This window comes from Novosphingobium sp. PhB165, assembly GCF_004341845.1.
In the GTDB taxonomy this organism is placed as follows: Bacteria; Pseudomonadota; Alphaproteobacteria; order Sphingomonadales; family Sphingomonadaceae; genus Novosphingobium.
The window spans coordinates 483,739-501,791 of record NZ_SLVB01000005.1; the positions used below are offsets into that span (position 1 = coordinate 483,739).

The 18,053-nt window shown below is 67.1% G+C and carries 7 protein-coding genes; 1 reads left to right on the plus strand and 6 read right to left on the minus strand.

Translation table 11 applies throughout. From position 1 onward, the window contains the following. Positions 1 to 323: 323 nt before the first annotated feature. Positions 324 to 1,055, plus strand: a complete 732-nt coding sequence (locus EDF56_RS16710; RefSeq protein WP_132389410.1) for a Crp/Fnr family transcriptional regulator — start codon at positions 324 to 326, stop codon at positions 1,053 to 1,055. Positions 1,056 to 1,209: 154 nt separating this feature from the next. On the opposite strand, the gene EDF56_RS16715 is transcribed toward EDF56_RS16710, so the two are convergent. The 6 genes from EDF56_RS16715 to EDF56_RS16740 form a co-directional block, all read right to left on the minus strand. After that, positions 1,210 to 5,283: a multiheme c-type cytochrome gene (locus EDF56_RS16715; RefSeq protein WP_207904724.1), complete on the minus strand. Its 4,074-nt coding sequence runs from the start codon at positions 5,281 to 5,283 to the stop codon at positions 1,210 to 1,212. Beyond that, complete coding sequence (locus EDF56_RS16720; RefSeq protein ID WP_243652661.1) at positions 5,283 to 7,049, minus strand: hypothetical protein; 1,767 nt, start codon at positions 7,047 to 7,049, stop codon at positions 5,283 to 5,285. Before EDF56_RS16720 ends, EDF56_RS16715 begins: the two co-directional genes overlap by 1 nt. Before the next feature lie 67 nt (positions 7,050 to 7,116). Continuing rightward, positions 7,117 to 9,105: a heme-binding protein gene (locus tag EDF56_RS16725; protein ID WP_132389412.1), complete on the minus strand. Its 1,989-nt coding sequence runs from the start codon at positions 9,103 to 9,105 to the stop codon at positions 7,117 to 7,119. Then, positions 9,105 to 10,457, minus strand: a complete 1,353-nt coding sequence (locus tag EDF56_RS16730) for a multiheme c-type cytochrome (RefSeq protein WP_347812989.1) — start codon at positions 10,455 to 10,457, stop codon at positions 9,105 to 9,107. The genes EDF56_RS16725 and EDF56_RS16730 overlap by 1 nt, the downstream gene beginning before the upstream one ends. Then, on the minus strand, positions 10,454 to 16,216 hold the full coding sequence (locus tag EDF56_RS16735; RefSeq protein ID WP_132389414.1) for a hypothetical protein: 5,763 nt from the start codon (positions 16,214 to 16,216) through the stop codon (positions 10,454 to 10,456). Before EDF56_RS16735 ends, EDF56_RS16730 begins: the two co-directional genes overlap by 4 nt. Next, positions 16,213 to 18,018 (minus strand): ShlB/FhaC/HecB family hemolysin secretion/activation protein, encoded by a 1,806-nt coding sequence (locus EDF56_RS16740; protein ID WP_132389416.1) that lies wholly within the window; start codon positions 18,016 to 18,018, stop codon positions 16,213 to 16,215. The genes EDF56_RS16735 and EDF56_RS16740 overlap by 4 nt, the downstream gene beginning before the upstream one ends. Positions 18,019 to 18,053 lie beyond the last annotated feature (35 nt).

Below are 18,053 nucleotides of genomic sequence, written 5' to 3' on the forward strand. Positions count from 1 at the left end.
GGTCGGTTTGCATCTGCTACTCGCTCTGGGCCTGCGCACTCTGGCCTATTGGCTCCCTGACGGAAAGGTCTGACAATTCCGTATCGTCGGAGTGTTTCTCCTTCCCGCTGCGCGGATCGTGCGGGAGCACTGGAGGGCGCTACCGCTCCGTAGCGTCTTACCCATCCGAACCGGTTCCGTCTGTCCACAAGTGCACGGAACCTTGCTCCGTTTGCCGGGTTGTCTGGCTCACGGCGGCTGGATCTGTCCGGCCGAAGAGTGGTGCCGTGCCCGGGAAACCCGGCCCGGTGCAGCACGTTAGCGAGCGAGTTCAGGAATTCGACATGGACGTACAGACCGTTCAAGAGGACAGCGATCTTCTCGGGGCGCTGCGTCCCGGAGACCGGGCGCTGCTCGACCCTTATCTCGTCGACGTACGGCTGCGGGCGGGTGAGGTGATCTATCGACCGGGCGATCTGGTGGAATTCTGTTATCTGCCCCGCGGTGCGGCGGTCTGCTCCTACTTCGTGGAAATGGATAGCGGCATCGAGGTGGAAACCATTCTGGTCGGCCGCGAAGGGGCGCTGGGCGGGGTGGTCAGCATGGGCCATCTGCCGGCGTTTGCGCGGTCCGGGGTGCTTCACGCGGGGCGGTTTTGGCGCATTCCCAGCCGGCAGCTTGAGGAGATCAAGGACCGGTCTCCCGCCATCGCCAACTTGTTCGCGCGCTATGCGGACTGCGTGATGGCGCAAGTGTTCCAGTCGATCGCGTGCAACGCCGTCCACACCATAGAACAGCGCGCGGCGCGCTGGCTGGGCGCGGCGGTGGACCGCATCGGGCGTGACGATGTGACGATGACGCAGGAGCAACTGGCGGCGATGATGGGCATCGGTCGCAGCTATGCCAGCCGCGTGCTCCAGCGCTTCAAGCGCGAGGGGCTGCTGCGCACGCGGCGCGGCGGCATCACCATCCTCGATCGGACGGGGCTGAGCGACAAGGCCTGTTCGTGCAACGCGCAAGTGCGTAATCATTTCGATAAAGTGCTGGAAGGTGTGTACCCGCGCGAGGGTGGGTAAAAGGCGATCCGCCTTGGGGCGCTGCGGCGCCTCCAAACCCCTGCGCCCCCAAACCTTCGTCATTGCGAGCGTAGCGAAGCAATCCAGAGGCGGTTTGCGCCGCTCTGGGTTGCCGCGTCGGCTTCGCCTCCTCGCAATGACGACGGGTGGGCGGTTACTGCCGCGGCACCCACACGCGCATGTCTACCTCGTCCGAAACCTTGAACGGCACGCCGCGCCGGTTGAGGAACAGCGCCTCCATCTCCGCCCGCGTGAAGGGCCGGGAGCCGAGGCGGCCGAACACCGCGATCTGGCCGCCGGTTTCGTCTACCGCGCGGTCGCGATCCAGCCCCTTGGACAGCGCGCGCGCCGCGCTGGGCGTGCGGGCCCAGGCGATCAGTTCGGGCATCGGCGCGGGCGAGAAGCCGTAGAAGTTCGGCTGGCTGGAGGGGGAGGTCAGTTGCACTACCTTCAGCCCGTTCACCCCGTCCGCCACATAGGCGAAGAGCGAGGCATTGGTGCTGCCCACCACCACGTCGGACACGTCGTTCATCTGCCCGCCGAATGTCTCCTTGCGGTAGATCTGCGGGAACGGCGGGCGCAGCACGTCCACGATCACCAGACCCTCCGGCCCGCCCGCGACATAGGCATATGTGCGCGCCACATAGAGGCGGCGCGCGTCGGTGAGGTGCACCGTGCCCGACGCCACGGCGACCGGATTGCGCAAGTCGGTCACGTCGAATAGCTTCAGCCCCTCGCGGTCCGTCACCCAGAGATAGCGGAACTGCACCGCGCTGGCCCGCGCGTCTTCCAGCGGGCGAACGGCAGTGACTTTCGGGTGGAGCGGATCGTGCAGGTCCACTGCGACGAGGCCGACCTTGGCGGTGATATAGGCCACTTCGCCCGCCAGCGTCACATGGCGTGCGCCGTCCAGCACGTGATCCGGGTTCCACGTCAGCGCGCGGGTCAGGCGGTTGTTGCGGAATTCGCCGTCCGCCAGCGTGTCGATATCGACCAGGATCAGGCCTTCCTCGCTATCGGTAACGACGGCGTAGGAATAGATCGGCTCGAACGCCTGTTCCTGATTGGCATCGCGCAGGCTCATCGGAGTGCCGTCCGCCTTGTGCAGCGGCTGGCCTTTGGCATCGGCCAGCATGGTTGCGGCCATCTGGCGGTTGCGGGTGGGGGCGATCGGCTGGGTGGTGGCGATCGCCATGCAAGTGGCGTTCTTGCTCTTGACCCCGGTATCCTGACCCAAGGGTGAGAACGGCGCGGAAATCACTGCGTCGGACACGCCCTTGTTCGCCACCGAGGCGACGTCATAGACCTTGAAGCCGCCGCGCCCTTCGGCAACGAACATGTATTCGCCGCGCAATTGCAGGCAGCCGACCTGATCGCGCGTGCCCTGCGTGACATTGCGGAACTGTTCCAGCGGACGCGTCTCACCCGAGAGCTTGGCATCGAACGTACTGCCGCGGGTCCAGTTCTTCAACTCGCGCCCGTTCTGTTCGACATGCAGGCGCCAGTAATCGGGATAGGCATAGCGCTGGAGGTAGGACCCGATCACCGCCTGCGGTTCATCCCATTCGGTAACACGCACGGCCTCGAATCCGGCTTCGAGCCCGACCCATGAATTGAGGCCTACGAAATTCACGAAATTGGTGCCCAGCAGCAGCGTCTGCGCCAGAATCGCGTTGTTGTCGTCCTTTTCGGACAAGTGGCAGTCCGAACAGGTCTTCGTCTCGGAAAGGCGGACCGTATGCGGGAAATGCGGCGCGAAGGCCTGGCTGGAGAAGCCCGCCGCGCTGATCGGCGGCTGCTGGATATAGATCCGTTCCCGATTGGCATTGGTGGAGGATAGCACCAGCGCCGATGTGGAGCGCACCGGCGCCACTTCCGCGCCCTTGGTGGTCATGTGCTTGCCAAGCTGGAACATGTCGTCCCGCGCGACTTGCGGGTTATAGGTCGCGAAGTTGCGCGTCTCCTCCCCTTCGAAGTGGTGGGAGGATGTTTTCCAGTTCGCCTCGACCGGCAGATGGCAGCCGCCGCAACTGGTGGTCCACGAAAGGTGGCAGGTGAAGCAGGCCATCTCTTCCGTCTTGTGCGCGCGGTCGGCCATGGGCACGCCGGGGCCGAAGCGGAACGAACCGTCATCCGCGCCCGAACGGCTCATCAGCTTGGCGCGCGCGGCCTTGGCGTTGAATTCGGGAGAGGCGGGATCGACCGCGTTGACCACCAGCTTCACGTCCCACGAAAGGTTGGGATCCACCACCGATCGCTGCGTCAGGTGCCGCCTGCCGCCAACATCGGTGCGCCATTCGAAGCGGCGCTGGCCGTCGGCATTGCGCAGCAGCGAAAGGTCGGTGCCCTTGGGCGGCGCGGCCGGGCCGGAGGTGAGCAGGGTGGGCAGCGCGTCCGCCGTGCCGTGGCAGTCCTTGCAGCCGATCTCCACCGCGTTGGCGACTTCGCCCTGGATCAGCCCGTTGCCGTGGGCATCCTGCGCGAAGTGGCAATCGGCGCACTGCATGCCCTTTTCGGCGTGGATGTCCATCATGTGGACGGCCTTGCCGGGATTGACGCCGGGCTTCACGAATTTGCCTTCCCCGGCGCGGCGCCACTTTTCCGGATCGTCGGGAGAGATGATGTGCGCCTTGTCGGTGCCCCAGGTGGCCATGTTGCCCCCGGCATCGAGCAGGTTGCCCGCGCGGTCCCGCTTGAAGATCGCGCGGAAGGCCCAGCCGTGGCCGTGGTAATCGGCGAACTGGGTGTCCTTCAGTTCGGGATTGAGATCGTAGAGGTTGCGCAGGAAGTCGATATCGCCCCACTTGCCGCGCGGGGCGGCGCCTTCGGGATTGCGATCGTTCACCGCGCGCACTTCGGCGGCGGTGGGGTACTTCTGCTTTTCCGGCCACATCATCGGCGCATCCGCCTCGTAATCCCACATCGTGTAGCCGAGGTAGGAATTCAGGAAGATGTTGGGCTGGTGCATGTGGCAGTTCATGCACTGCGCGGTGGGAATGGCGCGGGTGAACACATGCTGGAGCGGGTGGCCGCGTTCGCGCTTGTCCGCCCCCTGTCCACTTTCGGCGTCATGCCCGTCCTTGAGAGCGCCATGCGCGCCCCGCTGGGTGAGGGCGGCGATGGTGGGATCGCGGGTGATGCTCTGCCCGTCACGACCGAGGCTGGCATAGATCAGCGAGTGGCGCGGTTCCCGGTCGTTGGCATAGATCACGTGGCAGGCCGTACAGCCGGAGGAGCGATAGTCGCCCGGCTGGTCGTTCGTGCCCATGAACCAGGTATAGGGATCGTTGAGGCGCGTCTTGTGGATGTTGAGCACCGGAATGGCCACGCGAAGGCCGGTGCCGGGGCCACGGTTGGACTGCTTCAGGTCCGGCCGGCCCGGCTCCTCCAGCCGCTGGATTGATCCGGACAGGTTCGGCAGGCCCACTTCCGCAAAGCCCGACCCATTGGTGCGTCCACCTTGTTCGAACACGCGGAACACGTCGGCAGGGGGCATGACGTTCCAGGTCGGCAACGGATAGAGCGCCGCCAGCGCGCCGCGTGCTTCCTGCGCGGGCGTTACCGTGCCGGGCGGGGTGCCGGGGGAGAGCAGCTTCGCAGGCTCTCCCTTGGCGGTGTAGGCCTCCCCGAAGATGTAGTTCTTGAACGGCGCGATGCCGTTGTTGTACGCCGCGCCGCCCCAGAGCATGGCGCCGGTCGCCATCAGCGAACGTTCCGCCGCCTCGATCGCGGGCATGTGGCAATTGCCGCAGGAATCACGCGCCACGCGGTAGTCGCCGGGATTGACGAAGCGGATGTATTCGGGCGCTTCCTTGTTCAGCAGGGTATAGCTGCGTTCCGGATTGGCGGAACTCGGCCAGTTCCAGCCGTGCGGATAGCGCGGCAGCACATGCGCCTTGTTCCGCGCGGCCACATAGTCGGGATGGTCGAAACCCAGTTCCGGGCGGCCGCGCACGGCGGGATTGCCGCCGTGGCAGTCCACGCAGCCCAGTTGCACGGCCGGACTGGCATGCATCGAAGGCGCATCGGAATCGGTATGGCAGGTGAGGCACCCTGCGGATTTCGAGAGCACATCCGCCGCGCTCTGCCGCGCCGGGGCGGCCGGCGCGCGGACCAGTGAATAATCGCGCGTGACGGGTCGTTCCTCGCTGCTCGCCGTGAGCCGCGCCGCCGGAATGGCAAAGGCGGTCAGCAGCGCCAGAAGGAAGACGAGGCGGCTCAAGCGCATCAGTAACTCACGATCACATTGGCGAGCACCGAGTAATAGCTGCGGTTGCCCTGATTGTTGTCGAACAGGTCGCGGAAGCCCTTGCCCGCCACCAGCGTCGCGGCGCTGAGGCGCATCACGATGTTCTGCGTCGCTTTCGGCCGCCAGACCGCCGCCATCGACAGGTCCCAGCCGATATCGCCCGGGATCGAACCTTCGTTGCGCAGCGTTTGCAGCACGGTGGTATTCTCGAACCACAAGTGGTTGGCATTGCCTGACAGGCGCAGCTCAGGCGTCAGGTCGAAGTCCGCGCCCGCGCCGGCCAGCATGGTGCCGGGGTTGTTGAAGTTCGACTGGCCCTGTTCCTTCGACGAGCGCAGCGAATTGAGAATGCCGTTGCGCCCGTTGATGGAGATCACCCGGCCGCCGCCCGCGAACGGGATCGACTGGCGGATCCAGTAACTGGTGTCCGCGCCTGCGAAGACCGGGTTTTCGAACACCGCATCGAAGCCGGTTTCCGTATTGTCGTACGGATCATGATCGCCGCTGGCCCAGAGGCCGGACAGACGGAAGCGCATCCAGTTATGATCGTAGCTCAGTTCGCCGGCGGCGAAGAAGGCGCGGATGTTCGCGGGGCGTCCGGTGAAAATGCTGTCCCGATCCTGCCCCAGCGCGGCATAGGCCGATGCGGTGAGGTTCAGGCGACCGACATGCCCATCGGCATTGTAGCCAAGGTAATAGACGTCATAATCGCGCCCGCGCAGATTGCCGATCAGCGCCGGGCGGACGGGAAAGCCGTTATCGTCGATCTCGATCCGGCCCGCTTCGCGATTGCGGTTGTAGGCAAGGGTGATCTGGCTGGTGAGGGCGGGGATCAGGAAATCCTGCCGGTAGACGTTGGCAATGAACAGCAGATCGTCGCGCGGGCGCTGGACCACCGAATTGAGGCCGGAATTGGTGTCCTTCTCCAGCCGCCAGAACGCGGCGAGGTTGTATTGGAAGCGATTGCCGTCGCGGTTGCCGAACAGGCGGATGCCAAGCTGCTGGTCGTTGAACAGGAAGCCCCGAAAATCGGCCTGAAACGGCTGGATGCCGACGCGGATGGAATCGAAATCGTACCGGTCGGACACGTTGCGCAGGTGATAGTCCACGAACAGTTCCTGCACGCCCAGGAACTGGTCAGCGCGGTGCGAGGGCTTGCTGGGCTCGACATGCAGCACGCGCTTTTCGGGCACGTTCACGTAGTTGTAGTTGAACGCGAGGGCGACGCGGTACTCGATCTCCGGCGGCTTGAACGCCGTGTTGCCCTTGGTCAGCCCGGCGCCGAGGATGAAGGTCTGCGAGAAGACGAGGCTGGCATCCTTGCCGAACACATCCAGACTGCCCGGCCGCTCGGTAGTCTGCACGCCCACGGGAATGGGGAAAGTGCGCGGTTCGAACACCGTGTCCGATATCGCGGAGAGCGAGAAGAACCAGTCGTCCCCCGTGATCGGCAGCCATTTCACTTTGGCGCGGTCGATCGGGCGATCGCCCTTCAGGGTGTTCTGGTGATAGGGATCGAACCAGCGTTCCTTCACCACGCCCAGCGTTTCGATCAGGCGCCAGCGGTCCGGCACCGGGATCTGGTCGGTGGGAAAAGCCTCAGGCGGGGGCGCGCGCACGGCGCCGGGATTGTCCTGCGTGACGCGGTCGGGCAGCGGCGCCTGATAGCCGGGACGGCGGCGGCCGGGGATCACGCCGTTATCGACATCCTCTGGCGGGGCTTCGCTGCCCGGTGCATCCAGCACCGGCGGCTCAGCAGCGGGCGGCGCCGCCTGCGCGACTATCAGGGGGACGAGAAGGGCGCTCAGCACGTCATAGTCCCTGGCAGACGTTCTGGTCGCTGGTGTCCAGGAACGGCGCGAACGGGCAATTGATATAGCGCAGCCGTACGCCGCTGCCGTTCACGTTCACCACGATCTGGTCCGCCCGGATCGCCGCCGGGGCATTGCCCAGCGTGCCCAGCTTGACCCCGGCATTGTTGGTGCCGAGGAACGAGATCATGTCGTCCTGATCGATGCCGTCGCCCGACACGCCGATGGCGCCCACCAGCACATTGCCGCGATAGATCGGCACCGATCCGGGAAAGATCTGGATGCCGTTCTGCAAACGATTCTGGCCGCTGGCCGCATCGGGCAGATACGTGCAGCGCGCCTGCGTATCGGCCGCGCTGGCCCCGGTCACATAGTTCAGGTGCTGGGCAAGGTTGGTCAGCACCAGTGCCGATTGCAGCCCGGTGGAGAACGGGTTCCACTGCGCGATCGGGCGTGAGAGCGGCCCGTTCGGATTGCCCACTTCGCCATCGGGGAAATAGGGGCGTGACAGGTTGCCGCCCGAACGATCGGCAAAGGCGTAAGTGCCGGTCAGCGCATTGGCATCGTTCAGGAACGTGCGCACTTTGCCGACGAAGCCCTGCACATCGGCGCTGGGATCGGCCAGGAGATCGCTACCCGCGTGGCTGCCAGAGAAGAACGCGGCGGTGCGCGCCTTCTGAAGCGAAACGTCCGCGCCGAAGATCGGCGCATCGGGTGCGCGGACAATGCCCAGCACCGCGCCATGCGTATCGACCATGGAGATCGTCACTTGCGCGCGGCTGTCCAGCGGTTGACGGATCTGGGCGCGGGCGCGGGTCATGATCGCGAAGGCCTGTTCCAGCACCGTGCGCACTTCGTCGGCAGTGAGCGGCTGGGCCACGTCTCCGCCATCGGTGGCGGCGCGGATCGGGAAGCGATTGGCGCCGCTGCCGTCGGTCAGCACGAAGGCGTCACGGTCGGAAAACTCGGCGCTGGTGGAGGCGCGAATGCCGGAGCTTTCGGAGCCATAGGCGGTGCCTGCGCGCAAAGTGGCGGTCTCGAAGTAGCCGCGCACGGTGACGAGGCTGCCCAGCGCGGGCGCGGTCTGCGCGTATGTAGCGGCGGAAACGTCGAACAGGCCGGTGTAGACCGCGTCCGAATAGCGCAGCTGTGTGCCGTCCACATAAATGCGGTCGGCCTGAATGCTGGCAGGAGCCTCGAAGCCCACTGTGCCCGCCAGCGCGATTTGCTCGTCGATGTCGGTATCGGTGTCGAGCACATTGGTATCGAGCGAATAGGCCCCGTCCGCACTGACGCCCACGCCGCCGACCAGCACGCCGTCGATATAGAGCGGAAAGCCCCCCGGATCGGCCGAAAGCCCCAGCGGAGAACGCTTGGGCCCGATCATCGCGGCATTGCCGGACGCCTGAAAACGCTGCGCGAAATCGGAGCAGGGAAGCTGGCTGAACTGCACGCCGAACAGCGGCCCGCTCTCCAGCCCCACAGTGCTTGGCGCGGGCGGGAAGTGCTGCTGCACGATCATGCTGGCGGTGCGCGTGGAGAAGGCATTGCCACCGCTGGACAAGTACGCCCCGGTCACGGCCTTGGCGATGGCGGCAGCTTCGGACGGGACCGAAAGGCCCTGAATGTCGATGTTCTGGCCGTTCGGCGCATCGGGGATTTTTGCCGTGGCCGGCGCGCCGTTCATCCGGAACACGGCCAGCACGTTGCCCACCCGGTCCACCACCGCGATCGTGCCGGGATGGCCCGATTGGCTGGCCTGCGCGGCGGCCTGCGCGACGACTTTGCCCACTTGGGCCGATGTCAGCGCAAGCTGCGCGGGCGCGGTATATTCGCCCAGTACGGTGCCCGTGCCTCCACCCGAAGAACTGCCGCCGGAACTGCTGCCGCCCGAACCGCTTCCGGAAGTTCCGCCGGAAGACCCGTCACTCCCCCCGCAGGCGGCGAGCAGAGCGAAGGCGGCAATGGCGATTATCGATCGCAGGCGCATCAGTGCAACGCTCCGATCGCGCGGGTGGCCTGGCCCAGCGCGGCGCGGAAGGCGGGGGGATCGAAACGCTCGGGCGCGGCGGTGGCGGCATAGGCGCGGTTGATTTCGCCCCGGATACCGGCAGCGGCGCCCACGGTGACGCGGCCGTCGCGCACCAGCGCGTTCAGCAGGGTGTCCACTGCCATCACCGCCTGCGCCGATCCGGTATAGTCGGTGAAGCGCGCGGTCGTGGTCTTGCCCGAAATCGCGGCGATCACCGAAAAGGCGGTGTCGCCCGAATAAGTGCGTGCGGCCAGAGTGTCTGAAAGAGTTGCTGCGGCTGTGCCCAGTGCTTGCGCGGCGGCCACGCTCTGCGGGCGGCCCTTGGCCATGGCGGCATGGAAGCCGCGCGCGGCGGCATCGAAACGCGCGGCTTCCGCCGGGGCGAGCGTGGCGGCAACGGCCGACAGCATGATCATGTTCTCGTCATTGAAGGGGGGATTGCCGAAGGGGATCGGCCGGCCGGGATTGACCTCGAACTTGCGGACCGCGCCCGGATCGTCGCTGATCGGGCGGTGGCACGAATGGCAGTCGAAGAAGGTGAACTGCGGGAACAGGCCCTCGTTCGCCAGCGCGGGATCGGCGAAAAGCCGCGTCTGGCGGCGGATCGCCTCAGCCTGCCCGACGGCCCAAAGCTGCACGCTGTCCAGCCGGCCCTTGCGCTTCGCATAGTCGCCGTCGAGGTCGTAATGCGCCTGCAGCGCGGAGAACAGGTCCAGTTCGAAGGAAACGCGCGGGTGCCCGGCGGCCATCATCGCATGGGTGACGAACTGCCCCGGCTTGTCGCTGCCGTAATGGCAATCGAGGCAAACGCGGGCGCGCACTTGCGGCTTGTCTAGCGCGGTCATCCCGGCGGCCAGATTGCCGGCATGGCTGGCGGGCATGGCATAGTGGCTGGAAATCCAGCCCGAAGCCGCGCCGTGGCAGGATTCGCAGCCCACCCCGTCGGACGCCTGATAGCGTTCGCCCCGCGCGGCGGCGGGCGCATTGGTAGCATGGCAGCCAAGGCACGCCGGCGCCGAAGCCGCGCTGCCAAGCCCCAGCGCCGCCGCGATCCTCTGGCCGCGCGTTCCGGAAAGTACCGCCGCCGCGCGCGAGTGGGCACCGGCGGGGCTGGACGGGTCTTGCCACAACCGCAGTTCGTCCTGCCGCACGACTTTGCCATCGCCTTCGCCGCGCCCGTGGCAGGTCGATCCCGCGCAACTGGCGACACCGAGGTAGTTGGCCGCCTGTGCCATCGTTGCCGCAGTCAGGCAGGCAAGCGCGATGACCAGCAGCCGGGCCAGCAGGGACTTCCGTTTCTTCGCAATCACTTGCTGCTGTCTCCCGCGCAACCTTGCGCGCCGGAAGAGCAACCAGCCTCCCAGAGGTCTTCGTTGCCGATGCCGGTGACGGGATCGTCGACCAACGGCAGGTTCTCGCCCGGCTGGAATTCGGGCACGTCGACCGTGATGGGCGACACGGTGATCTGCGCGAGCGGCGTGGTGGGCGTGTCATCAGGATCGAGAGCGCCCTGAAGGTCGCCCTTGGTCAGGACCGGGGCCACGATTGCGGGCTGCACGATCAGGCCGCAATTGCCGCCGATGGCGCAACCGTTGACCGTCGAACCAGCCGCATAGGATCCGTTGATGGCGATAGTGCCCACGGTGTCGAGCCCGGTAACGATCTGGCCATTGGCATCGTAGGTCACGCCGTTGATGACGATCCGCGTGGCCCGCGATCCGGTGGCGATGGTGAGGGCTCCCACATTGAACCCGCGCCGATCGGCATAGGCGGTCGAGGCGCCCGTGTTCTGCACATAGATCCCGTCCCGCACCGTGGCGGTGATCGCTCCGGCACTGACGCCGCCGGTCCCGCTGGTGGCAGGGGGCGTGTCCATCGCCGCATTGATGGCGGCGATCCCGGTGGCCTGATCGAGCGCGGTAATGGCGGCGCTGCTGGCGACCACGAAGCGATCGGCATTGACGTTGAGGCGGCCTTGTCGTGCGCCCGCACTGTCCGCCAGCGCAATGCCGCCGGCGTCGGTCACCACTTCGAGACTGCCGGCGTCGATCCCGAGACTGTCGCTGGCCGAGGACGTTTGCAGGGCAAGCGGCCCGGTCACGGCGATCCGGCCGGGCGAGGATAGCAGCAGAGATCCACCGGTGCCGATCTGCCCCGATGCACCGAAGCTCAGGGAAAGGGCGTCCACCACCATGTCGCCCGGCTGGCTCGACTGCCCGGCCGCGACGGCAATCGACTGGTCGGCGAAGACCTGCGCGAATTCCGCAGCGTCGAGACTGTAACCGCCGGTCTGGGCGGTTCCGCCGAGCCACGTCGTGGTGTCGCCGGACGAGTTGGTGAAACGGACCGTCTGCGTCGTGCCGCGTCGGCCGACTTGCGCACGGCGCCCGATGGCGATGTCTGCAGAGGCGACCGAGATCGTTGCCCCCGCAACTGCCCCGCCAAGCGTCGCGAGATTGCCTGCAGCAAGATCAATTCCCCCACCAGCGGTAAGGTCGCCATCCGCGGTGAGATCATGCCCGGCGGTAATCCTCATGTCCGCGCCAGCGGACAATGCAGCCGGCATGGTGACATTCGCCCCACTGGAAATGACGAGTGACCGACCGGCCTGCACCGTATCACCAAGCGTCACGTCGCCGTTGGTGGCCGTAAGCGAGACGTTCCCGCCGCCATTCAGCATGCCTGCGGACAGGTTCCCCACGGCTTGCATGGTGATATCGCCGAACGCAGTGACAGGCGCGGAATTCGCGATATCGCCCCCGGCCGAGAAGGTGATCGAATTGCCGCTCACGGCGGCAAGCGTGGTTATGTCCGCTCCGCTGGAGACGGCGAGCAGGCCACCGGCCTGCACGACATCGCCGAGCACCACGCCGCCATCGCCCGCAATGAGCGAAACATTCCCGCCGCCGCTCAATGCGCCGGCGGAGATGCCGCCGAGCGCGGTCATCGTCAGGTCACCCGATGCCGTGACCGGAGCGGCAGTGGTGATGTCGGTACCGGCCGAGTATGTGACCGAACTGCCGTTCACTGCGCCGTTGGACACGACCTGCAAGCCGCTGGTGAGAGTGACCGCGCCCGTGGCATCGACGGTATTAACGACGAGTTCGCCGCTCGCCGTCAGCGAGAGCGCGCCGCCCGTCGCGTCGGCGTCTGCAAATGTCAGGGCGCCGGCCGAACTGATGTCGACCGAACGGCCGGAAACGGTGACCACCCCGTTCAAAAGCATGTCGGTGATCGAAACCGCGCCGAGCGCCGATTGCAGCAGGATATCCCCGTTGGACGTGATCTGGGAGAGGGCGATGCCGCCTGGCGCCGAGATCGAGACGGCGCCGATGCTGGAAAGCGCGCCGGTACCCGTGACCGCGCCCTGTGTCGAGGAAACCACGATCGAACCGGTGCTGTTGAGGCTTCCGACGGCGCCCGTCATGGCAAGATCGATGTTGCCGGTCGCGGTAATGGCGGTCTGGCCGAAGACGGTGATCGGTGCGCCCGCCGCTGCGCCGCTGAACCCGAGTCCATCGCTGCGGGCGGCGTCTCCTTCCGCGCGGGCAGTCAGGTTTCCGCCGATCGTCAGGTAGCCCCCCGAAGCCGCATTCGCGCTGCCGAGTTGGACAAGTCCCGCCACTGTCGGCGGCGGGGGAAGCAGCGCGCTGCCGCCCGGGAGTGCCGAAGCATCGAGCGAGACGTTGCCGCCGATCCGCGCGTCGCCCGCGCGCGAAAGCAGCGCGGCGGTACCGCCGGTGGCCGTGCCGAGCGCGGCGCTGTCGGCGCCGCTGTAACCGGCGGTCGCGCCGGCGCCGACCGTGAGGTCTCCGCTGATGACGAGCGTTCCGCCCGCTCCCGACTGGTCGACCAAGGCGCTGCCGCCACGGGCGTCTCCGCCCAGACCCGTCGCGCCATTGCCGTTTCCGCCCGTGCCGATAGCCAGCACCGTCACCGGGCCGACCAGCCCCATCGTGCCGCTACCGCTGTTGGCGATCATCGCGGAACCGCCCGTGCCGGAGCCCCCGGTCGCATCGTTCGAGAGACCGCCGCTGCCGTTGGCGCTGACGAGCGCCTGACCCTCGGCAAAGACCCCGCCGCCGGAGGCCTGCAACCGCGCCGTACCGCCGATGGCGTTGCCCGCCGTGGCGGTGGTATCGGGGGCGGTGTCGCCAGCCAGCGCATTGGCCGAAACCGTCAGCATGTTGGCGTAGACATTGAGCGCGCCGCCCGTGACGTCGATGGAGGCAAGGCCGCCCGCCGCATTGCCGGTGCCGAAGCCGCCGCCGTTATCGCCGCTGGTCCCCTCCGCCATCACGGTGAGCGCGCCGTTCAGCGACATCGTGCCGCCGGTGATCGTGAGGGAGGCGGTGCCGCCGGTGCCGCTGCCACTGGCGGCGTTCCCGGCGGGCCCGCCGTTGCCGCTGGCATTGACGGTGCCGGTGCTGTCCACCGCGATCGTGCCGCCCGCGAGGCCGATCTGCGCGGTGCCGCCGATGGCGCTGGCGCCTGCGCCTGTGTCGACCGTGCCGTAAACCCCGTCGATATAGCCCTGGAAATTACCCGAAGCGCTGGCATCGACCGAGAGCACGCCGGCATAGCCGTAGCTGGAATTGGCGCGCACTTGCAGGGTGCCGCCGTTCGCCACGCTCAGCCGCGCGGTTCCGCCGGTCATCGTTCCGGCATCCTGCAAGGCGCCGACGCCTGAGACATTGGCGAGGACGGACACGTCACTGGAATCGAAGTTGGAGCCGTCGATCGAGAGCACTGCCTCGCCGCCGGTCAGCGACGGGCTGTTCAAGGGAACGGAACCGAGGCCTTCCAGGTTCATCGTCGCCAGGGCGCTGACCGTGGCAGAGCCTTCCATCGTGAGCGAGGAGCCGCCGCTCAGCGCGACGCCGGCGTGGCCCGCCGAAGCAAAGGCGCCGGGCTGCCCGTTCGTCGCACCGCTGGCATCGGCCGTTACATAGAGTTCGCCGGTCAGCGTGACGGTCGCGCCGTTCAGCGCCAGATTGGCGCCGCCGGTCAGGCTGCCGGTAGCGTTGCCGCCGATGCCGGAGCCGCTATCGACCCCGCCCGCAGCGGCGTTTGCGTTAAGAGTGATGCCGTCCCAGTCGTAAGTGCCGCCGGTTAGCGAGATGCCCGCAGTGCCGCCAAAACCATTGCCGGACTGGGCGCTGGAGTCGCCGCCATGGCCGTCTGCGCCCAGCGAGACATAGCCGAAATCGAGCACGCCGCCGCTGCTGACAAGCTCGGCCCGCCCGCCGTACCCATTCCCGCCGATGCCGTCCCCGCCATCGCCGCCTCTGGCGGTGGCATCGATGCGGACATCGCCGTTGTAAAAGTTGCTGGCATTCCACGCGGTGTTTGCGCCTGTCGAAATGGTGACGGAACCGCCGTATGCGTCTCCGCCCGCGACAGCCCCCCTGCCGCCTTCGCCTGTGGCGTAAACTTGCAGGTAGCCGCTGGTCAGGCTGCCATTGCCGGTCAGTGAAAGCTGGATCGTGCCGCCTCTGGCAAGGCCGCCCGCGCTGCCGGGATAATCGCTATCCGCGCCAAAGGCACTGGCGGTGAGGGCCAGGGATTGCATGTTCATCGGGCCGTCGCTGGCGATGGTGATCGTGCCGGCCGTTGCGCTGCCGCCGTCGATCGCATTCAGCCCGCCAACGGCACTGACGTTGAAATCTCCATAAAGGGCAGAGAGGCTACCGCCGCTGTTCGTCAGCGATATGGTGCCGCCGACGGCATCGCCGCTGGTCGAAAGGGCATTGTCGAAATCGCCCCGGGCCGAGAGCTGAAGAGCGCCGCCAATCGAGAATGTGCTGCCGGTGCCGACGTTGATCGCAATGGTGCCGCCCCGCTCGGCATAGCCGGCATAGGCCGAGAATGCGCTGGAAGTCGTCGGGTTGTTGTCGATGATCGAGGCACCGCCCAGCGCGTCGAGCTGGATCGTATCGATGGCGTTCAACTGTACGGAATTGTCGAACACCGTCTGGATCGTGGGGGTCACGTGGATGCTGCCGGTGACATTCGCCGTCATCGCCGAAGTGAAGTGGGCATCGCCGACGGTGATGTTGGAGGGATCGGCCGTGACGGCAGCGGCATCGACGCCGTCGATCCCGTGACCGGCGGTCAAGATCACGGCATTGCTGTCATCGGTGGCGGAGGCCGCCGCGTCGTAGCCGATGCTGCCCGAAAGAAGCATGGTCAGGCCATCGTTCTTGCTGACCGCCACCATGCGGATCACGCGCGGATCGGCGGCCCCGGCCGAGCTGCTGCCGCCGGTCGATCCGGTATGGACGATGCCATTGGGATCGTCGGTGCCGGAGGAGACGGCGATGTCGAACATGCCCGCGTTCATCGTGATGTCGGCGGCATTGGCGGCGACATAGGCGATGGGCCCGTCCGCGCGCACGGTGCCGCCCTGCTCGATGCGGGGGGAGACGATGGCGATGTAGGATCCGTTGTTCGGCGCCTGCGGGTTGAGGCTGGCGGTGATCTGCGCGCCGCCGGCGATACTGACCAGCGAGGCCCCGTTCGACGGCGCGGTGAAGCGGATCTCCCCGTTCGGGCCGTAAAGTCCGCCCGTCGTGTCGATGGGATCGGTGGTGAGCACCAGCCCGCCGACCGAAAACTGCGCGGAGGCCCCGACGATGATGCCGTTGGGCGAATAGAACCACACGTTGCCGCCGGTTCCGCCCAGCAGGTCGCTCTGCACGGTGCCGTTGAACTGGACGGCCGAATTGGTCGGCGCGCCCAGCGTGTCCTGCGTGACGATGCGGTTGAGCACGGTGTAGTCCGTGCCCGAAAAACCGCTGCCGGTGGTGAAGCTGGCGGTGGTGCCGGCGGGCTGGAAGTTGACCGGCCCGCCGCCGGAATCGGGCGCCACCCAGTCGATCACCGTCTGGTTCGAGCTGACCTGCACTTGCGTGGTGCCGGTGCCGGTGTTGATCGTGGCGTTGCCGGTGGTGACGGTTCCGGTGCCCTGGAACGACTGCGCCGTGGCCGCGCGCGGGAGCAGGGCGGCGAGCACCAGCGCGGGAATGCTGGCACCGGCAAGCGCCATTGAAATGCGGTTCTGGATCATGACGCATCCCACGGCAGCAGCCGTGCCCTGATGGTGAAGAGTACGCGCACGTCGCCGCGTTCGGCCTGAAGGCCGGTGCGGTTAAGCGGAACGGCGAGCGAGAGATTGCCGTCGAAACGGTCGTTCCAGCGGCCGCGCAGGCCGCCGCCGGCGGTCCATGCCTCGTCCGGATTTTCAAGCGCGCCGGGCCGATGGCGCCATGCCCAGCCAGCATCGACGAAGGCATAGGGCTGAACCACGAGGCCGCCGCTGCGCCGTCCGGAAAGCCGTCCGTAGCGCACCTCGAACGCGGCGCCGATGCCGCTGTCTCCCGCGACCGTGCCGGGATCAAGCCCGCGTCCGATCGTGTAATTGCCCAGGCTGAACTGCTCGTAGGACAGCAGCGTGTCCGGCGAATATTGCGCGCGGGGGGAGAGGGCGAGGGTAATGCCCGGCACGGGCCGGAACTCCGCGTTCACTTGCGCGCGCATCACGAAGGCGCTGGGATCGGCAAGCTGGTTGCTGATCGGCACATGCGGTGCGAGACACTGGGTGATCGGCGAGCAATCGTCGCTGGCGCCAAGCCCGCGCAGCCCCTGCCGCAGTTCGGCCAGCCCGCCCAGTCGCCAGCGCGGCTCGCCCAGCGAAAAGCGCCCGCGCCCGAGCAGGCTGTCATGGTCGATGGTGTCGAAGGCAAGGCGGCCGTAGAGCACGCGCAGTCGGTCGCGTGTGAACGGTGCGCCTGCATAATTGAGGTCCTGATCGACCACTTCCAGCCCGGCCCCGGCGCGCAGCGACATCGCGCGGCGGCGGATCACGGGATAGGTTAGGCCCACGTCCCCCACCACCGTCTCGGTCTTGAAGCGTAGCGGGCCGGAGGGCTCCGAACGGCCCCACAGGATATTGCCGCCAAGCCGCAGCCCGCTGGTGCCGATGGCGAATTCGTGGCCGGCCTGAAGCACGGTCTGCTCATCGAAATCGAGCGTGTTGAACAGGCTGAAGCTGGTGCGGTCGGCCAGCCCGGTCAGCCCGTTGAGCGCGGCCTGCACGAAGACGCCCGTGGGCCCGGTGCTGCTGGAGCCGAGGTTCTGGAGGCCGATGCCCAGTTCGAACGGGCGGCGGTGAACCAGCAGGTCTCCCACCACGTCGCCCGGCTTGCCCTTGGCGGGGCGCAAGGTCAGGCGCACTTCGTAGCCCGGCATGTCGCCCAGCAGCAGCAACTGGCGCTCGGCCTGATGGGTGTTGAACCAGGACTCATGCGTCAGCCGGTTCAGATAGGCGGCGATCTGCTTCTCGGCCGGGCCCGGCCTGCCGCGCACCTGCACTTCGACAAGGTGGGCGACCATCACGTCGAAATGGACGGTGCCGTCCTTCTCGATCCGCTGTGGCGGGATCTGCACGGCGGCGAGGTAGCCGAGCGCGCGCAGCGCCGTCGCCGCGCGGTCGCGCACTTCGCAGAGCGCGGAAACCGGCAGGTCCTTGCCCGCCATGTCCCGCCAGGTATCGTCGAGGATCGCCGGATCGACGGCCTTCAATCCGCCGAACTCGACCCGGGAGAACCGCACGCGGGTTGCGGCAAAACCGGGCGCGGCAAGGGGGCAGGGGCCGCGCTCGATATCGTCGTCGATGGTCAGGCGGGGGCGAGCGGGCGTAGCCGGCGGGGTTTCCTGCCCGGCCTTCAGTTCCTCGCGCGTCTGCGGAGTGGGCAGCGGAAGCGGAGCCGCCACCTGGGCAAGCGCCATCCCCGGCGCCAGCAGCGCGGAGAGCGCCCCGCCGATGCCGGAAACTCGCAGCCATTCCCGATGCGAGGCATTCGGTTTCATTTCACATTCCCCCTCGCCGGACTTCCCCTGTCCGG